At 33.6% G+C, this 16,175-nt stretch carries 9 protein-coding genes; 8 read left to right on the forward strand and 1 reads right to left on the reverse strand.

Annotation, left to right across the window (positions count from 1 at the left end; translation table 11 throughout):
- Positions 1–19: 19 nt before the first annotated feature.
- From QSV08_RS19565 to QSV08_RS19575, 3 genes are all read left to right on the forward strand, one after another.
- Positions 20–1,609 carry a RagB/SusD family nutrient uptake outer membrane protein gene (locus QSV08_RS19565; protein ID WP_324025379.1) on the forward strand — a complete coding sequence of 530 codons (1,590 nt, stop codon included), beginning with the start codon at positions 20–22 and terminating at the stop codon, positions 1,607–1,609.
- 91 nt (positions 1,610–1,700) lie between these two features.
- Positions 1,701–3,503, forward strand: a complete 1,803-nt coding sequence (locus QSV08_RS19570; protein ID WP_324025380.1) for an alkaline phosphatase — start codon at positions 1,701–1,703, stop codon at positions 3,501–3,503.
- 203 nt (positions 3,504–3,706) lie between these two features.
- Positions 3,707–5,188 (forward strand): calcineurin-like phosphoesterase family protein, encoded by a 1,482-nt coding sequence (locus QSV08_RS19575; protein ID WP_324025381.1) that lies wholly within the window; start codon positions 3,707–3,709, stop codon positions 5,186–5,188.
- Between the two features lie 243 nt (positions 5,189–5,431).
- Here the strand turns inward: QSV08_RS19575 and QSV08_RS19580 are convergent, their stop codons facing one another.
- A complete protein-coding gene (locus QSV08_RS19580) occupies positions 5,432–7,048 on the reverse strand; it encodes a glycoside hydrolase family 31 protein (RefSeq protein ID WP_324025382.1) in 1,617 nt (538 codons plus the stop codon).
- Between the two features lie 581 nt (positions 7,049–7,629).
- On the opposite strand from QSV08_RS19580, the gene QSV08_RS19585 reads away from it, so the two are divergent.
- The 5 genes from QSV08_RS19585 to QSV08_RS19605 all read left to right on the forward strand — a co-directional run bounded on the left by QSV08_RS19585 (position 7,630) and on the right by QSV08_RS19605 (position 15,991).
- On the forward strand, positions 7,630–8,211 hold the full coding sequence (locus tag QSV08_RS19585) for an RNA polymerase sigma factor (RefSeq protein ID WP_324025383.1): 582 nt from the start codon (positions 7,630–7,632) through the stop codon (positions 8,209–8,211).
- 139 nt (positions 8,212–8,350) lie between these two features.
- A complete protein-coding gene (locus tag QSV08_RS19590; RefSeq protein ID WP_324025384.1) occupies positions 8,351–9,469 on the forward strand; it encodes a FecR family protein in 1,119 nt (372 codons plus the stop codon).
- Between the two features lie 194 nt (positions 9,470–9,663).
- Entirely contained in the window at positions 9,664–12,987 is a 3,324-nt protein-coding gene (locus tag QSV08_RS19595) for a TonB-dependent receptor (protein ID WP_324025385.1), read from the forward strand.
- A gap of 27 nt (positions 12,988–13,014) precedes the next feature.
- Entirely contained in the window at positions 13,015–14,562 is a 1,548-nt protein-coding gene (locus QSV08_RS19600) for a RagB/SusD family nutrient uptake outer membrane protein (protein WP_324025386.1), read from the forward strand.
- 115 nt (positions 14,563–14,677) lie between these two features.
- The gene (locus tag QSV08_RS19605; RefSeq protein WP_324025387.1) at positions 14,678–15,991 is read left to right on the forward strand and encodes an amidohydrolase family protein; all 1,314 of its coding nucleotides are present in this window, start codon (positions 14,678–14,680) and stop codon (positions 15,989–15,991) included.
- The last annotated feature ends 184 nt before the right edge of the window (positions 15,992–16,175 follow it).

A 16,175-nucleotide genomic window follows, 5' to 3' on the forward strand; every position in this document is an offset into this window, starting at 1 on the left:
CAATTCTAAAATATTTATAATGAAAAATAAAATTGCAAAAATAATTATGGTCACCATGGTAGTGATCTTTTTAGGGCCAGTTTCCTGTTCAGATGATTTCACTAATTTAGAACCATTAGGAAGTAGTTCTTACGAAAACTTCTGGAAAACAGAGCAAGATGCCATAGAATCAGCGAATAGTATGTATTACTATATGAAAGATGAAGATATGTTTTCTAGAGGCTTTTACTGGTACGTAAATGCTTCAGATGATATGGTTACTGGACGAATTAAGGCAGATGCGGATAATGCAAAGAATTTTAATTTAACTGGTGATGAAAGTTCTTTAAAATGGATGTATGCGCAGTGCTATAAGGTTATTCGAAGAGCGAATGATGTTTTGGTGAATGTACCTGGAATGGATATTTCAGAATCTTTAAAAGACAGACTTTTGGGTGAAGCTTATTTCATGAGAGCTTTTCACTACCACTATTTAGCATATCACTATGGTGATAATGGAACCAATGGAGGAGTGCCAATCTTAACTGAAGAAAATTATAATGATGAAGCTGGTAGTTATTCTAGACCAACAAGCGTAGTTGAAAACTATGCACAAATAATTGAAGATCTTAATAGTGCTGCTGAACTTTTACCATTGATTACAGAATTAAATGGTGAAGATTATGGTAGAGCACATAAAGATGCCGCATTGGCATATATTGCTAAAACATATATTTATTGGGCACAATACGATGCTTCCAAATATGCAGATGCGGTTATAGCTGCAGATGCCGTAACCAACTCTGGTTCTGGTAGAGCATTGATTGATACAGATAATCCTGAACTTGATTTTAGAGAACTGCACAGTCACTTGAATAACTGGACAAGCGAATATATTTGGTCTGTTGATTCGGGTATTGAGGACGGTAGCAAATTACCAGGTGTTGTATTAGAGAACAAAGGATGGGGGCTATATAATGGTTGGGGTTATTACCATCCTTCATTAGGTCTTTATGAAGCTTTTGAAGATGGAGATGTTAGACGTGAAGTAACCATGCTAAAATTTGGAGATGAGTTTGAGTTCTTTGGTGAAACCAGAAGATATGCTTCAGAGAATTCCCAATCAGGATTTCAATGGAACAAATATATGTATGAGTATCAAGGTGAGAATCCTATAGGGGTAACCGTAAATGCGAATGGTAATAATCCAACGACATTATATAATGTACCTATTCTTAGATATGCCGAAATACTTTTGATAAAATCAGAAGCTTTGATTATGCAAGGTCAAAATGGAGATGCGCCACTAAATGCTGTTCGTGATAGGGCTGGCTTATTACCTATATCTGGGGCGACCATGGATGATTTAAAACAAGAGAGAAGAGTTGAACTAGCCGGTGAATTTGCCAATAGGCATTTTGACCTTGTGCGATGGGGAGATGCCGATGCTATTTACTCAGAACCTATTTATGGAAGAATACACGCTGATAAAGCTGATCCAGATTCCCCTTTTACCGTTGAAGAAATATGGCCTGCGAGGCCACAATTCAACCCTACTACAATGCATGTTTGGCCTATTCCAAATGAATCTATAGAATCTTCTGGAATTCTGCAAAACACAGGATGGTAGTAGTATTTAAATTATTAGTTTGAGTTAGTTTTCATTCACAGAAAAGGTGTGACACCGTAATGGTTTAGCACCTTTTTTTTAATATCCGAAAATGATTAGAAGTTTTTTCTTTATTATATGCCCTTTATTAATAGCTACACAATTTGTGCAAGCTCAGCAAGGGAACCATTATAAAATACATTCACATAATGATTATCTACAAACTGTACCATTCTGGAGTGCATATGCCAATGAATTGGAATCGATTGAAGTTGATGTTTTTTGCAAAAACAAAACTTTGTATGCCACACATAGTGAGTCAGATATTATAATAGAACGCACTTTTCAGGCTTTATATCTTCAACCTATTCAGAAAATAATTGAGCTTGAATTAGGGAATCAACAAGAAATACAATTGCTTATTGACATTAAATCGGAGCCTTATAAAACATTGGATAAACTTATTTCTATTTTAGAAAAATATCCAGATGTCATTCACAATGAAAAGATTTCAATAGTAATTTCAGGAAATAGACCAGAAGAAAAAGATTATGCCAACTATGCCGATTATATAACATTCGATCATCAGACCTTAGAAATTTCGGATAATGAAAAGGCTTGGGAAAAAATAGCATTGGTGAGCTTGAATTTCAATGATTTTTCAGAATGGAATGGAAAGGGAAGGTTAACCGCCGGTGATTATAAAAAAGTAAAAACGGTAATCGACAGTGTGCATTCCTTAGGGAAATCTTTTAGGTTTTGGGGAGCCCCAGATAGCAAAACTGCTTGGAAAGTATTTAAGGAATTAAATATGGATTTCATTAATACAGATAAAACGTATGCATCGGCTGCTTATCTTAAAGATTTAGAAAACCGTATGTATACTAACGAAATCTTCTCTGAAGTATATATACCAACTTTTTCTAGTGATAAAAAGAATATGCCTATTAAGAATGTTATTTTACTCATAGGCGACGGTAATGGCTTGTCCCAGATTTCCTCATCACTTCTCGCTAACGGCGGAGACTTGACCTTGGCGCAAATGAAGAGTATTGGTTTTATAACCACCCAGTCAGCCGATGATTTTACAACAGATTCGGCAGCTGCTGGCACAGCGCTTGCTACAGGAGAACGAACATATAATCGTGCTATAGGTGTAGATACATTACAACAACCATTAGTAAACTATTCAGAGTTGCTATCAGAGTACAATTATGTTTCCGGATGCATTACTTCAGATAGAATGACAGGAGCAACCCCAGGTTCGTTTTATGCTCATCAAAAAGATAGATCTGATGTAAGAGAAATAGCAGGAGATCTATCGAAAAGCAAGCTTTCTTTGTTTGTTGGTGGCGGATCAGAAGATTTTCAAGGTAAAGAAAGGGTTGTTGGTTATGATATGTTGGATAAGGTGGATGCTATAGGTTCTAGTAAAAGTGATAAAGTAGGTTTTTTTATATCTGAAAAGGAAGTGCCTAGTGTTTTAAACGGTAGAGGTAGCGTATTGGCTGAAGCTACTAAAAATGGTATACAGTTCTTGAGTTCTAAGAACAAGCCATTTTTCTTAATGGTCGAGGGTGCTCAAATTGATAACTACGGACATACCAATAATGTTTCGGGAATAGTTTCAGAAGGAATAGATTTCGATAGAGCAATAACCGAGGCAGTTAAATATGCTGATAAAATGGGAAATACATTGGTTATTGTTACCGCAGATCATGAAACATCAGGTTTCAGTATTCCACAGGGGAATTTAGAAAAAGGAATAATAGAAGGCGATTTTACTACCCATGATCATACCGCGACTATGGTCCCTATATTTGCCTATGGTCCTCATTCACAAGAATTTCAGGGTGTGTATAAGAATAGTGATTTGTTTGGTAAAATATTGAAAGTACTTGATTTGAAGGAGTAATAGTAAGTTATATAACCTACAATAAGTTTATGGTTGCCCACGGCAAAGACAGTGTGTTTTTTTAGACAGGATGATAAATGTAATTAGGGGCATCTACTCTTAAAAATGGAAGTTTTTATATTGACGACTTGTGGAAATTTAGAAAATATCAAAGTTGCTCGATTCTGAAAATGAATAAAATGAATAATATGAAATATTTTGTATTGCTATTTGTATTGTTGTTTATTTCGAAAGCCAATGCACAACATAGTTTTGAGGGTGTTGTTTTTGTTGATGGCAATAAGAATGGTCTATTAGATGGTGAAGAAAAAAAACTACCAAATGTTTTAGTGAGTAATGGAAGAGATGTAGTCTCCACAAATGAAAAAGGAGAATATAAAATTTCTACGATTAAGGACAATCTTGTTTTTGTTGTAAAACCAACGGGGTATATTTCTAAATTGGATTCTACAAACAAGGTGCAATTTTATGTGAAAGCATTATCAGGTAAAAGACGTCAAAAGCATAATTTTCCTTTATACGAAAATGTTGAAAATGATGATTTTAACGTGGCATTGCTTGGTGATGTACAAGTAGATGTAATGGACGATATTTATCATGTTGGTAAATTGGTAACCGAAGAATTGGTCGTCACTAAACCCGATTTTATTGTTCCTCTAGGAGATCTTTCTTTTGATAATCTTGAAATTTTTGAACCCTTGTCCGAAACTCTTGGTTTAGTTGGGTCGCCTATTTTTTATGTGATTGGGAATCACGATTTAGATTTTAAGGAAGAAACTTTGGAACGTCGTGATGAAAGTTATGAGAAAATCTTTGGACCTTCTTACTATGCATTTGAGTATGGAAATGAACTTTTTCTTGTGTTGAATAATATTTACCCAAAAGAGAATAGGGATTATGAAGGTAGGATAGATGAAAACCAACTGACATTCATTAAAAATGTAATACAACATAAAAATAAGGCACATCAAGCTATAAAAATCTTTATGCATATCCCTTTAGAAGAGGTTGTAAATAGTGATGAATTAGTCCATAGTTTAAAATCTTTTCAAGATGTATTTATAGCATCTGGACACACTCATACCCAGTATCATATGTATCACGAGAGGAAAGATCTTCCGCCAATTCACGAATTAATTAGTGGTGCGGTATGTGGATCCTGGTGGCAAGGACCACATGATATAAGAGGAATTCCTTTTGCTATGATGGACGACGGCACACCCAAAGGATATTGGAATATGCAGGTGAATGGAAATGAACACAATCTTAGTTACAAGGTGTCTGGTGCCAATGATAATAAACAAATGAATATATGGGTGCCCGAAACAAATGAGTGGGACACGGCTTTGAATGTGCTTAATCATTCTTACGTATATGCTAATGTTTTTGCTGCCGATGATGACACGGAGGTGATGATAAGTTTTAAAGAAAATGAATGGCTGCCTATGCAAAAGTATGAAGGGGTATCTCCAGAATTGGTTAGTTTTTATATCCTTCAGGAATTAGGAAGATATGAAGGGCAAAAATTGTCTAAAAACCCTAAGCCTAATGTCATAAGTAAACACTTGTGGCGCATTGAAATTCCAAATCATTTAGATAAAAGAGCTTATTTGATTAATGTCCATGCAAAAAATGAAAAATTACAATTGAATGTTAAAGGAAATAGAGTGCTATGGAATCGTTAATATTCTTTGCGAAATGAAATAAAGGCATATTAGCAATATAATATATAGATATTTTAATACAGATAAATCGAATGTGATTTCATAATAAAAGATAGTTATATTCCATAAATCAGATATGAATAAACTTCTGAGTGTTCAGCGGCTTTTACTTAGCAGCGGGACTGGACTCGAATTTAGTTTTCTGCTTAATGATGTATTTCTGAAAGCAATTTAGGATATCATCATTCAATTTCACTATTATTTTTAAACTTTAGTGAAATATGGTAAGCGGCTTAAAGGAACTTCAATCTCAATTATTCGTCCTCCTCTAGAGGTTTTATTTTTCTCATCTCTCCACTTCCCTTTTGGTAAAATTACTTTTCGTTTTCGTTCCCCTTTTTTAACGACTGGGGCAACTAATATATCGTTTCCGAGCATGAATTGATCTTTAATCATTTCAAAACCACTATCGGGGTACGCCAAACTCATAGGTTTAACTATTGGTTCACCTGTTTTAGAAGCTTCTTTTGCTAAATCTAAAAATAGATTTCCCATTTTGGTGTGTAATAATGCAGCCTCAAGACATAGTTGGTTATTCTCTTCAGAAAGTACCCGCCAAGGTGCTACAGAGAATTGCATCATAGGCATAAGGGCATGAACTTGGGCTGAACGTACTACCAACTCCTCATCAATTGTTGTTGAGTTTTCAAAAGATTGGTGTTCTCCACCACCAATCATATCGGGGCAAGTATATGCGTAACCCATAATGCTCTGAGACATCAAATCTGGGACTAATTTTTCTAAATCATCCCAAGTGTGGAGTTTGTCTCGTAACCTTTGCGCTAAAGGTAAACCTGCCATTTTCCATGATGCCCTATATTCATTTAGTGGAAATTTTAGTCCTAATTTGGCAAAATAGGTAGTGTGGTCATTAGGATTGGTATTAGGAGCGTAAGAAACTATATCATTGGTGTAAAACCCGGCATCACCCGCATCAAATTTAAATCCATCTACCCCATATTCATCCATTAAATAACTTAATTTTTCTTCAAACCAATCTTGAGTATTTGGGTTACTTAAATCTAAACAGGCACTTGCACCGTTCCACCATCTAAATATTGCAGCTTTATTTTTTGTGTTTGCCCACAGTACATCTTGTGTTTTATCGGCATCTAATAATAACATTTTTTCCTTTTCCAAATGTCTAAATACTTCGGTATCTGCACTTACAAAAGGGCACACCCATAACATAACTTTAAAGCCCATTTCATGAAGTTTTTCAATCATTTTTTTAGGGTCTTTGAATCTGCGAGGAGAAAACTCCCAAGTACCATAATTTTCCTGCCAGTTGTCGTCTATCATTAAAACCCCTGGTGGGTAGCCTTTATCAATAATAGATTGTGCGTATTTTAAAATATCGACTTCGTTTTGGTTATAGATTAATTCTATCCAAGTATTATATTGGGGCTTTGTAAATAATAAGGCTTCTGGAATTTTTCCATTAGGTGGAAAAAAATTAGTTACGGCATAATTATATGAATCTCGTAAATTTTTACCTGCAGTTCCAAATTTAATTTCACCTTCTCTTGTAGAAACGGTAATATGTCCATTTTCAAAAGAATATTTTATTGGCGATTCACTCCAGACATACCTACCTTTATTAGATAGAAGTAAAGGTTGTGCTTGATTTCCCTTATTATCACCCCAAAGGTCATGACTTTCGGTTGTATTTGCATCATAAGGTGTATTGTGACCAATAGCACTTAGTCCGCCCCACCAATATTCATCTTCTAGTATTGTTATATCTATTTTTTCTTCATTTTGAGAGTAAGCATTAAAGACAGTTATTAAGATTAGTGAAATTAAAATCGCTCTTCTCATATTTTTGAATTGGTTTTATGTAAAAATGGCTTCTGGTTATAATTTTGTTAGTAAAATTTAGTATTGAAACATCTATAGATTTATGGGGATTGTTTTTACTTGGTATACATATATGAACCAAATGAGCCAACTAACTCACATCAAAAAATCGAGTTTAACATTTTGTTAATATTTATGAATTGGAAATGATACTATGATTTCTAAACAATTTGCTATGCTAGATTTTAAATTGATATTAAGTTATTGTCAATTTTACTATACTCATAATTGTATATAAATAGCTTAATTATATCACTTATTTGTAAGCTATTTCTAGCTATTTACTTTTTATTTCATATAAATGAATGTTTTGCAATTACCTGTAATACATTTATTTAAAGAAGTATTGTTTTGGTTTATTTGCTGGTGGTAATAATGCTTGAATACTATTTAATGATGAATTTTAATTTACCTAATCCATTAAATATTTTGGCTCCTTACTGCTTTTTATTTACCTAAACCAAATATTGAGAAGGACTATGTAATGTATTTTTTTATACATTTATAATCAATCAAGGTTCATAATTGAATAGTCGATTACAATGCCGAAAGAAAAAGCTTACACGAACGAATTGCTTCTTTCTCAGTATAGAAACGGAAACCGAAAGGCGTTTCAAAAACTGTTTGAGCTGTATTGGGAATCTATGTTTCTGAAAGCTAAAAGTATACTTTCTAATGAAGATGTTGCTAAAGATATTGTTCAAGATATTTGGGTAGAATTATGGAAAAGGAGAGAAGGTAGAGAAATTAAGAATTTTGAAGCTTATATATTTAGAGCAGTTAGTTATGGTTGTTTTAAATATTTAAGGGATAATAAATTCAATACAGTGCAACTTAATGTAATTGATTCATTAAGATGTTGTAAACCGGAAATCGAAAATCAATACGATTTAGAAGAAACTAAAATTGTCATAACTAATTCTTTAAAAGAATTATCTCCACGATGTCAAGAAGTTTATCAACTAAGTAGAGTTGAAAACAATACTAATGAAGAAATCGCTTCACAATTAGGTATATCTAAGCGGTCTGTTGAAAATCAGGTGTCTTTAGCACTTAAATTAATTAGACGAAACTTAGGATTACTGCATAAATTACCAATAATAATCTTTTTCTTTTTTAATTAATATTATCACTATAATAATAGTTCTGTTATTCTTTACGGTGTAGCTCATCCAGTCAAAATATGTTAATAAAATGTTAAACTCAATTTTTTAATGTGAGTTAGATGGCTTATTCGGTTCATATAATTATAGAGATATAAATATGCGTGAACACGAATTTCGTGAATTATTAAAAAAGTACTTGGATGGTTCAATTTCTGAGGAAGAGAACAACCTTCTTAATACATTTAATGAAGAGGTTTCTTCAGTAAATAAGAATGTACAATTTAAGAATGAATCTGATAAAAAGGATTTCAAAGATTCTTTGTGGAGTGAGATAAGTACTCAAACTAATTTGAAAAAGGGTAAAACCAATACATGGAAATTATTAGCGGCTACTGCTGCTATCTTTATTGGGGTATTAGGTTATAATTTTATTAATACGAATTCTTCTACTTCATATAACATTCCAGAAAATGCGATTACTCTAGAACTTGAAGATGGAAGTTTAAAGGTGATAGAGGAAAACGGAACGGTTAAAGTTACCGATAAGACAGGTGCTGTATTAGGTCAGCAAAATGGAAATCAATTAGTTTATTCAGAAGATAGTAGTGTTGAAGAACTTGTGTTCAATACATTGAATGTGCCTTTTGGAAGAAAATTTGAATTAAAACTTTCAGATGGTACAATCGCAACTCTTAATGCTGGTTCATCTTTAAAATATCCGGTCAAATTTTTAAAGGGTCAAGATAGAAACGTATTTATTTCAGGTGAAGCCTACTTGAACGTAGCAAAAGATTCTGCACATCCATTTATAGTCAATGCAGGGGAATTAAATGTTCGAGTATTAGGAACGCAATTTAATATTTCGACATACCCTGAAGATGAAACAACAGAAGTTGTGCTTATTGAAGGCTCAGTAAGTATGTCAAGTAATATAAGTAGGAACGGTGCTAAAGATGAGATTTTATTAGAACCAGGTTATAAAGGTAGTTTTGGTAAGATAAATGGAGAGCTCGATAAAAATCAAGTCAATACTGAAATATATACTTCTTGGATGTTTGGGGAGCTTATTTTTCGAGATATGACTTTTGATAACATTGTCAAGAAGCTTGAAAGACATTATAATGTTTCTATTGTTAACAATAATAGCGTTATATCTGCTAAGAAGTTCAATGCTAATTTCGGGAATCAACCAATTGAAAAAGTACTTGAAGAACTAAAATTCAACTATGGTCTAGAGTATAAGATTATGGATGATGGTAAAGTAGTAATCGAATAATAAAAAGAAATTATAAATAATTAAAAACAGATGCTAGTGAACTAAACAGTACAGTCTAAAAAAGAATACCAAGAAAATAATTACTGACTGCATCTTGTCATTAAAGACAAAAAAAACCGGAAAATGCTCGAACATTTCCCGATTTAGTAGTAGTGATTATAATAATAATAACCACATTTTAACACCTTAAAAGTATGAAAAAACTTCTTAACTACTCAAGAAGGCGATATCCTTTATCTTCTTATAATTTAAAAATGAAATTAAGTACGCTGCTTATATTGGTTACTTTTTTTGGTCTACATGCCAATGATAGCTATTCACAACGCACGAAAATAACTTTAGAATTTAATAACGTTTCTATAGGTAATCTCTTAGATGAGATTGAAAGTACTACTGAATTTCAGTTTGTATATAAAATAGAGGATGTAGATTTAAATAGAACTGTATCTATTAAAGTTAAAAATGAAGGTATAGATACTATCTTAAATAAGATTTTCAAAAATAGCAAGTCTACTTTTAATGTAAATGACAGGCGCGTTTATTTGGTAAGAAAAATACCATCGGCATCTGCGAAAGATTCAAAAGTAAGCACGGTTAGTACTATTCAACAGACTTTAATAGAAGGTGTAGTATTAGATTCTAAGAATCAGCCATTACCAGGTGCAAGTATTGTTGAAAAAGGAACTACCAACGGAACGCAAACAGATTTTGACGGTAAATTTTCCTTAGATATTCAAGATGACAATGGTGTTTTAGTAATTTCTTATTTAGGGTTTTCTACACGTGAGGTATCCATAGATGGGCAAACTAATATTTCTGTTAAACTAGAGGAAGATGCTGCAGGTTTAGATGAAGTTGTTGTTGTAGGGTATGGAAGTGTAAAGAAAAGTGATTTGACCGGTTCTGTATCATCAGTTAGTTCTGAAGATTTAGTTGCTTTTCCTGTAGTAGATGCTACCCAGGCATTACAGGGTAGAGCAGCGGGTGTTACTGTACAATCTACAAATGGTGCTCCTGGATCAGATTACAGTATCCAAATTCGTGGTAATACTTCTATTAATGCGGGTAATGATCCATTAATTGTAGTTGACGGATTTATAGGTGGTATAATGCCTCCATCTGAAGATATTAAGTCTATGGAGATTCTTAAAGATGCTTCATCAACAGCTATTTATGGAGCTAGAGGAGCAAATGGAGTTGTTATTGTAACTACTAAAAGAGGAACGGAAGGGAAACCGCAATTTAGTTTTTCATCTTCTTACTCTTCTCAGACAGAAATCAATAATTTAGATTTACTAAACGCTGATCAGTTTACCAGCTATATTCAAGAACTATATCCAGATTTTGTTCCTGAATTAACTGGAGCTGGAACAGACTGGCAAGATGAAATTTATAGACCAGGTGATGTTCAAAATTACCAATTATCAGTTTCTGGTGGTACAGATAAATTAAGCTATTATTTATCAGGTGCAATTTTTGACCAACAAGGCGTTATTAAAGATTCTGATTATAAGAGATACTCTATAACATCTAATTTAGATTTAAAAGTTTCTGAGTCAGTAAATATAGGGTCAAGTCTTTTCGCACGTAGAACCAATAGAAACGGAGTTAGAACTCAAGAAGGTGGTGATGCATCTCAAACAGGAGTTGTTTCGGGAGCTTATAAATTCTCTCCTACTCAAGGTCTAGTTGATGAAAATGGCGTTTATTCGTTGAGTGTGGTTGGTTATCCTATTGATAACCCATATGCTATGGCTACCGAGTACCAGAATGAAGTTATTAGCGATTTGTTTCAAGGTAATGTATATGCTGAAATTGGTATTGCTGATGGCTTAAAATTTAAGTCAACATTAGGTGTCAAAGCGAATGGATCAAGAACAGGTCAGTATTACCCAACAACTTTAGAGCGTGGTAATGGCACTGGTGGTGAAGCAACCTTTATTAATTATAGAAACACAAGTTTAATCAATGAGAATTATTTAAACTATTCTAAGGTGTTTGCTGATATCCACGATATCTCATTAATGGCAGGTTATTCTTATCAAAAAGATAGAACCGAAATTTCATCTACTATAACTTCAGGTTTTATTTCTGATTCTTTTTCATTTTGGAATTTAGGTGCAGGTACAAATGCGGCATCTGTTGATTCAGAATTGACAAAATCTACTTTTGAAGCATTCTTCGGTAGATTGAACTATACCTTGAACGATAAGTATTTATTTACGTTCACTGGTCGTTACGAAGGAGCTTCTGTATTCGCAGAAAATAAAAAATACGGATTTTTTCCTTCTGCTGCCTTTGGTTGGAAAATTTCTGATGAAGAATTTCTAGTCGATTCTAATACTATTAGTTTACTAAAACTTCGTACAAGTTATGGTCAAGTTGGTAACCAAGCTATCAGTCCTTATCAGTCTTTAGCCTCATTTACAGATGTTTTTACAACAGTACAAGGTAATGCGGTAACAGCCTTAAGACCTTCAACAATTTCTAATAACGACCTAACATGGGAAACTACAACTCAAACAAATATTGGTTTGGACTTTGGTGTTTTAGGAAATAGATTTGGTTTTACTGCCGATTACTACATAATGGAGACAAACGACCTTTTATTTAATGTTCCTACTCCAAATTATACTGGTTTTGAAACACAGCTACAAAATATTGGTACGGTACAAAATAAAGGATTTGAATTTGCAGTAAATGCAGCTATTTTTCAAGGCGATTTTAAATGGAAAACATTTGCCAATATTTCATTTAATGATAATGAGATTATTAAACTAGTTGATAACGATACTGAAGGAAATGATATTTACTATTCTTCGGCACCTTTGTCTGGAGCGGGAAATACACAGATATTAAGAGAAGGTCTGTCAGTAGGTCAATTTTGGGGTTATGTTTACGATGGTGTTGTTCAAGCAGACGATATTATACTTGAAGGAGGAGAAGAAGTTGGCGGTGAAAAGTTTAAAGATCTTAATGGAGATGGAGCATTGACTGATGATGATCGTAGTGTTATTGGAAATCCTCACCCAGATTTTACTTGGGGTTGGAACAATGATTTTAGCTATAAAAATCTAAGTCTTAACATTTTTGTTCAAGGATCAGAAGGCGGTGAAATGATGAATTACACCCTAATGGAATTAGGAGCTTTAAATGGCAGAACCAATGTAACTACCGAAGCACTTAATAGATGGACACCAACTAATACTGATACAGATATACCACAGGCTCGAATTAGTAGAAGTTATGTTACATCTGACAGATGGATAGATGATAGTAGCTATATCAGAGTAAAAAACATTTCTTTAGGTTATAATTTTCCTGAATCATTATTGTCAAAAATTAAATTATCATCAGCTAGGCTATATATAAGTGGTCAAAACTTAATCACATTTACAGATTATAAAGGCGTTGATCCAGAAGTATCTTATAGTAATTCAAGTAGTAATCTTGGACTGGATTATGGTAGTTACCCTAATGTAAAATCTTACACTTTAGGACTAAGCATCGGGTTTTAGTAATCAACAATAAATAAAAATATAATTATGAAGAATATAATAAAATTTTCTGCACTAGCTATTTTGACATTTGTTGGCTGTGCAGAATTAGATGAAGAACCAGTTGGTACATTAACTCCCATCGGTTTTTTTAATACAATAGATGATGTTAATGCAATGACAGATGGCACGTATGGTTTAATGGCATCTTCAAATTATTATGGAAGTGGACTTACCACGCCATTACAATTATCAAGCGATATGGTTGATAACGGACTTGAATTTAGTGATTATACTGAGTTTAGTCCTTTCTTAGTGACCCCTACAAATTCTTTTGTAAGTGGTGTTTGGGCTACATCGTACCAAACTATAGCAACAGCTAATACTGCTATTCAAGGAGTAGAGCTCTTAGGCGATGATGTAGATGAGAGTGATAAGAATTTGGCAGAAGGTGAAGCAAGGTTTGTAAGGGCTTTTATGTATTATCATTTAGTAAGGCTTTATGGTAATATACCCTATATTGATAGTCCAGATATAGAAGATCCATTAAGCATTGAGCAGTCTACTACAGAAGAAGTATATGTGAAAATTATAGAAGATTTGACATTTGCTTTTAATAATTTAGAAATGGAACCACGAGGTAGTGTAAGGTCAAGACCTTCAAAGGGAACAGCAGCTTCTTATTTAGCTTCTGTATATATGACTATAGAAGATTGGCAAAATTCGTATGATAAAGCAAAATGGGTGGTTGATAATGCAGGGACATTAAATTACGCATTGGCAGATGATTTTCAAGATGTGTTTAGAGAAAGTGAACAATGGGGTTCTCAAGAGTATATCTTTTCTATAGATTTTACGGGCAATCAAACTGGTGAAAATCCAAATCCAATTACTTATGAAAATGATAATAAAATTGGACCGTTTAACGGTGTTGAAGGTGGTGCAAAACCTATTAGAGGCTGGAGTATGCTAGTCCCTCATATTAATGTTTACAGTAGTTGGGATGCCAACGATTATAGACTAAAAGTGAGTATGGCCGATTCATTGATATTGGCTGATGATACAGATATTGTTAGGCCATTTTCTGAATTCGAGGTTGCTAGACCTCATATCGCAAAGTTTAATAGATTTCCGGGAGAAGGAAGAACAACTGCTGGTTGGAGATCTGATTTTGATCACGCAGCTTTTAGGTATGCCGAAGTTTTACTTATTGCAGCAGAATCTGCCAATGAATTAGGGCTTGCTTCCGAAGCTATAGGTTATGTAAATCAAATTAGAGGTCGTGCGAGAAATGCAGGAACTATTGATTTTTATGGTAGTGGTTATGACAGTTACGCTCCGTCCATTTATCCTGAAGATGTTATGGCAACTGGGACTGATAATTTACGAACTATAATTTTGGAGGAAAGACGTATCGAATTAGCGTTTGAATTTAAAAGATGGTATGATATTGTACGTAGGGATTTAGGAAGTGAAGTTTTTGGCCCATCAGGATTAGAGCCTCAATCAAATTTTAGTGAGTTTAGATATTTGTGGCCAATACCACAGGGAGAAATAGACAAGAATCAGAATTTCGTTCAGAATCCAGGTTACTAAGAGTTTGTTAGTTTAGTTGTATATAGGGCATTCATTCTTAGGAAGAATGCCTTTATACCAATGAACATAAATAAATTTTAGAGTTACTGGTTTTGTATCATTAAACAAAACTAAAATGAAGAAGTATAGCTTATTATATCTATCAATTGTAATAATCTTTTTTTCTTGTAAAGAGAATTTGCAAGAACAAGGTTCTGAAAAAGAAATAAAATTTTTTCCGGTAGAGGTAAATCATGAGGAGATTCCTTTAGGCGATAGTATATATGCAATCGTTGGAGTATCACTTTTTGATGGATTAAGCGAATCTACTATTGAAAATTCTACTGTTATTGTTCGAAATGGTTTAATTGATGAGGTAGGTCCAAAAGAAGAAATAGAAATACCAGAGAGTGCTACGGTAATTGAAGGTGATAGTCTTACTCTTATGCCAGGTTTGGTCGATGCCCATTTTCATTATGACCATGTTAAACATTTCCCTACAAAATTTGTTCGTAATGGAGTAACCTCTGTTAGAGATCCAGGGCAATGGATAGAAGCTTTTGATTTTGAACGTGAAACTGGTGATCCACTTCCTAGATTATTTTTAACAGGTCCACATATAGATATGCCGCCACCATCATGGCCTAAAGATTCTTATATGGTTAGGGATAAAGCCGAAGTAAAAGAGGCTATGGATTATCTCTTTAGTCAGAATGTATCAGCTATTAAAATTTATCAAAATTTACCTCTTGGTTTAATTAAAGAAGTGACCGATATAGCTCACAGTAAAGGGTTGCCGGTTACTGCCCATTTAGAAATTACAGATGTAAGACAAGCAGTTTTGGCTGGTTTAGATGGAGTTGAACATATAACATCATTAGGAACCGCATTGGTTTCTAAAAGAAAAGCTGAAGCGTTTCGTCAAAAAATGATGGCAAATAATAAGTCACGAATTTCTGGACGATTAGAAATGTGGAAAGACATTGATGTAAATGGTAAAAAAGCAGATTCTTTGATTAAATTTTTTGAAGAACATCAAACTTTTTTAACACCAACATTAGGTCCATATGAGTATATCATTGAAGGCGATAAAACAGATAGTACAGCATTAATTGCTTTTCAGCATATGAGTGAATTTATTGGTAGATGTGCAAAAGCTAATGTGAGAATTGCAGTTGGTTCTCACGGGCCATGGGTGCCTTATGCTAAAATGGGCTGGTCATATCAACATGAAATGGATTTACTTTCTAAAACAGGTATGGGTAATGGTGCAATTATGAAGGCATCTACTTTAGAGAATGCTAAGTTTTTAAAAATAGACCATCGCCTTGGTAGTATTGAAAAAGGCAAACAAGCAGATTTACTTTTAATTAGTGGTAATCCCACTGAAAACATACAAGATATGTATAACATTAAAAGGGTAATGTTAAATGGCATCTGGCTTGAGTAGTACCAATCTATTGTCTGTATAGTCAAGATTGGTTTATTGTAATTGTTTTTATCCATAAAGAGCACATACTATTTATGTAGACAGCTAAATCTTCTAAGATTTTAGTAGTGACTATTTAGTGACTGGTCGCAATTGATTTTTTTATTTTAAAATTCTTGTTATCCCTTTGTGTATAGGGTTTGGT

Source organism: Maribacter sp. BPC-D8 (assembly GCF_035207705.1).
Taxonomy (GTDB): Bacteria; Bacteroidota; Bacteroidia; order Flavobacteriales; family Flavobacteriaceae; genus Maribacter.

Bases quoted from the DNA above. Each gene is read 5' to 3' on its own strand.
- QSV08_RS19565 (WP_324025379.1), top strand. From the start codon at position 20: ATGAAAAATAAAATTGCAAAAATAATTATGGTCACCATGGTAGTGATC.
- QSV08_RS19590 (WP_324025384.1), top strand. From the start codon at position 8,351: ATGCGTGAACACGAATTTCGTGAATTATTAAAAAAGTACTTGGATGGT.
- QSV08_RS19570 (WP_324025380.1), top strand. From the start codon at position 1,701: ATGATTAGAAGTTTTTTCTTTATTATATGCCCTTTATTAATAGCTACA.
- QSV08_RS19585 (WP_324025383.1), top strand. From the start codon at position 7,630: ATGCCGAAAGAAAAAGCTTACACGAACGAATTGCTTCTTTCTCAGTAT.
- QSV08_RS19605 (WP_324025387.1), top strand. From the start codon at position 14,678: ATGAAGAAGTATAGCTTATTATATCTATCAATTGTAATAATCTTTTTT.
- QSV08_RS19595 (WP_324025385.1), top strand. From the start codon at position 9,664: ATGAAAAAACTTCTTAACTACTCAAGAAGGCGATATCCTTTATCTTCT.
- QSV08_RS19580 (WP_324025382.1), bottom strand. From the start codon at position 7,048: ATGAGAAGAGCGATTTTAATTTCACTAATCTTAATAACTGTCTTTAAT.
- QSV08_RS19600 (WP_324025386.1), top strand. From the start codon at position 13,015: ATGAAGAATATAATAAAATTTTCTGCACTAGCTATTTTGACATTTGTT.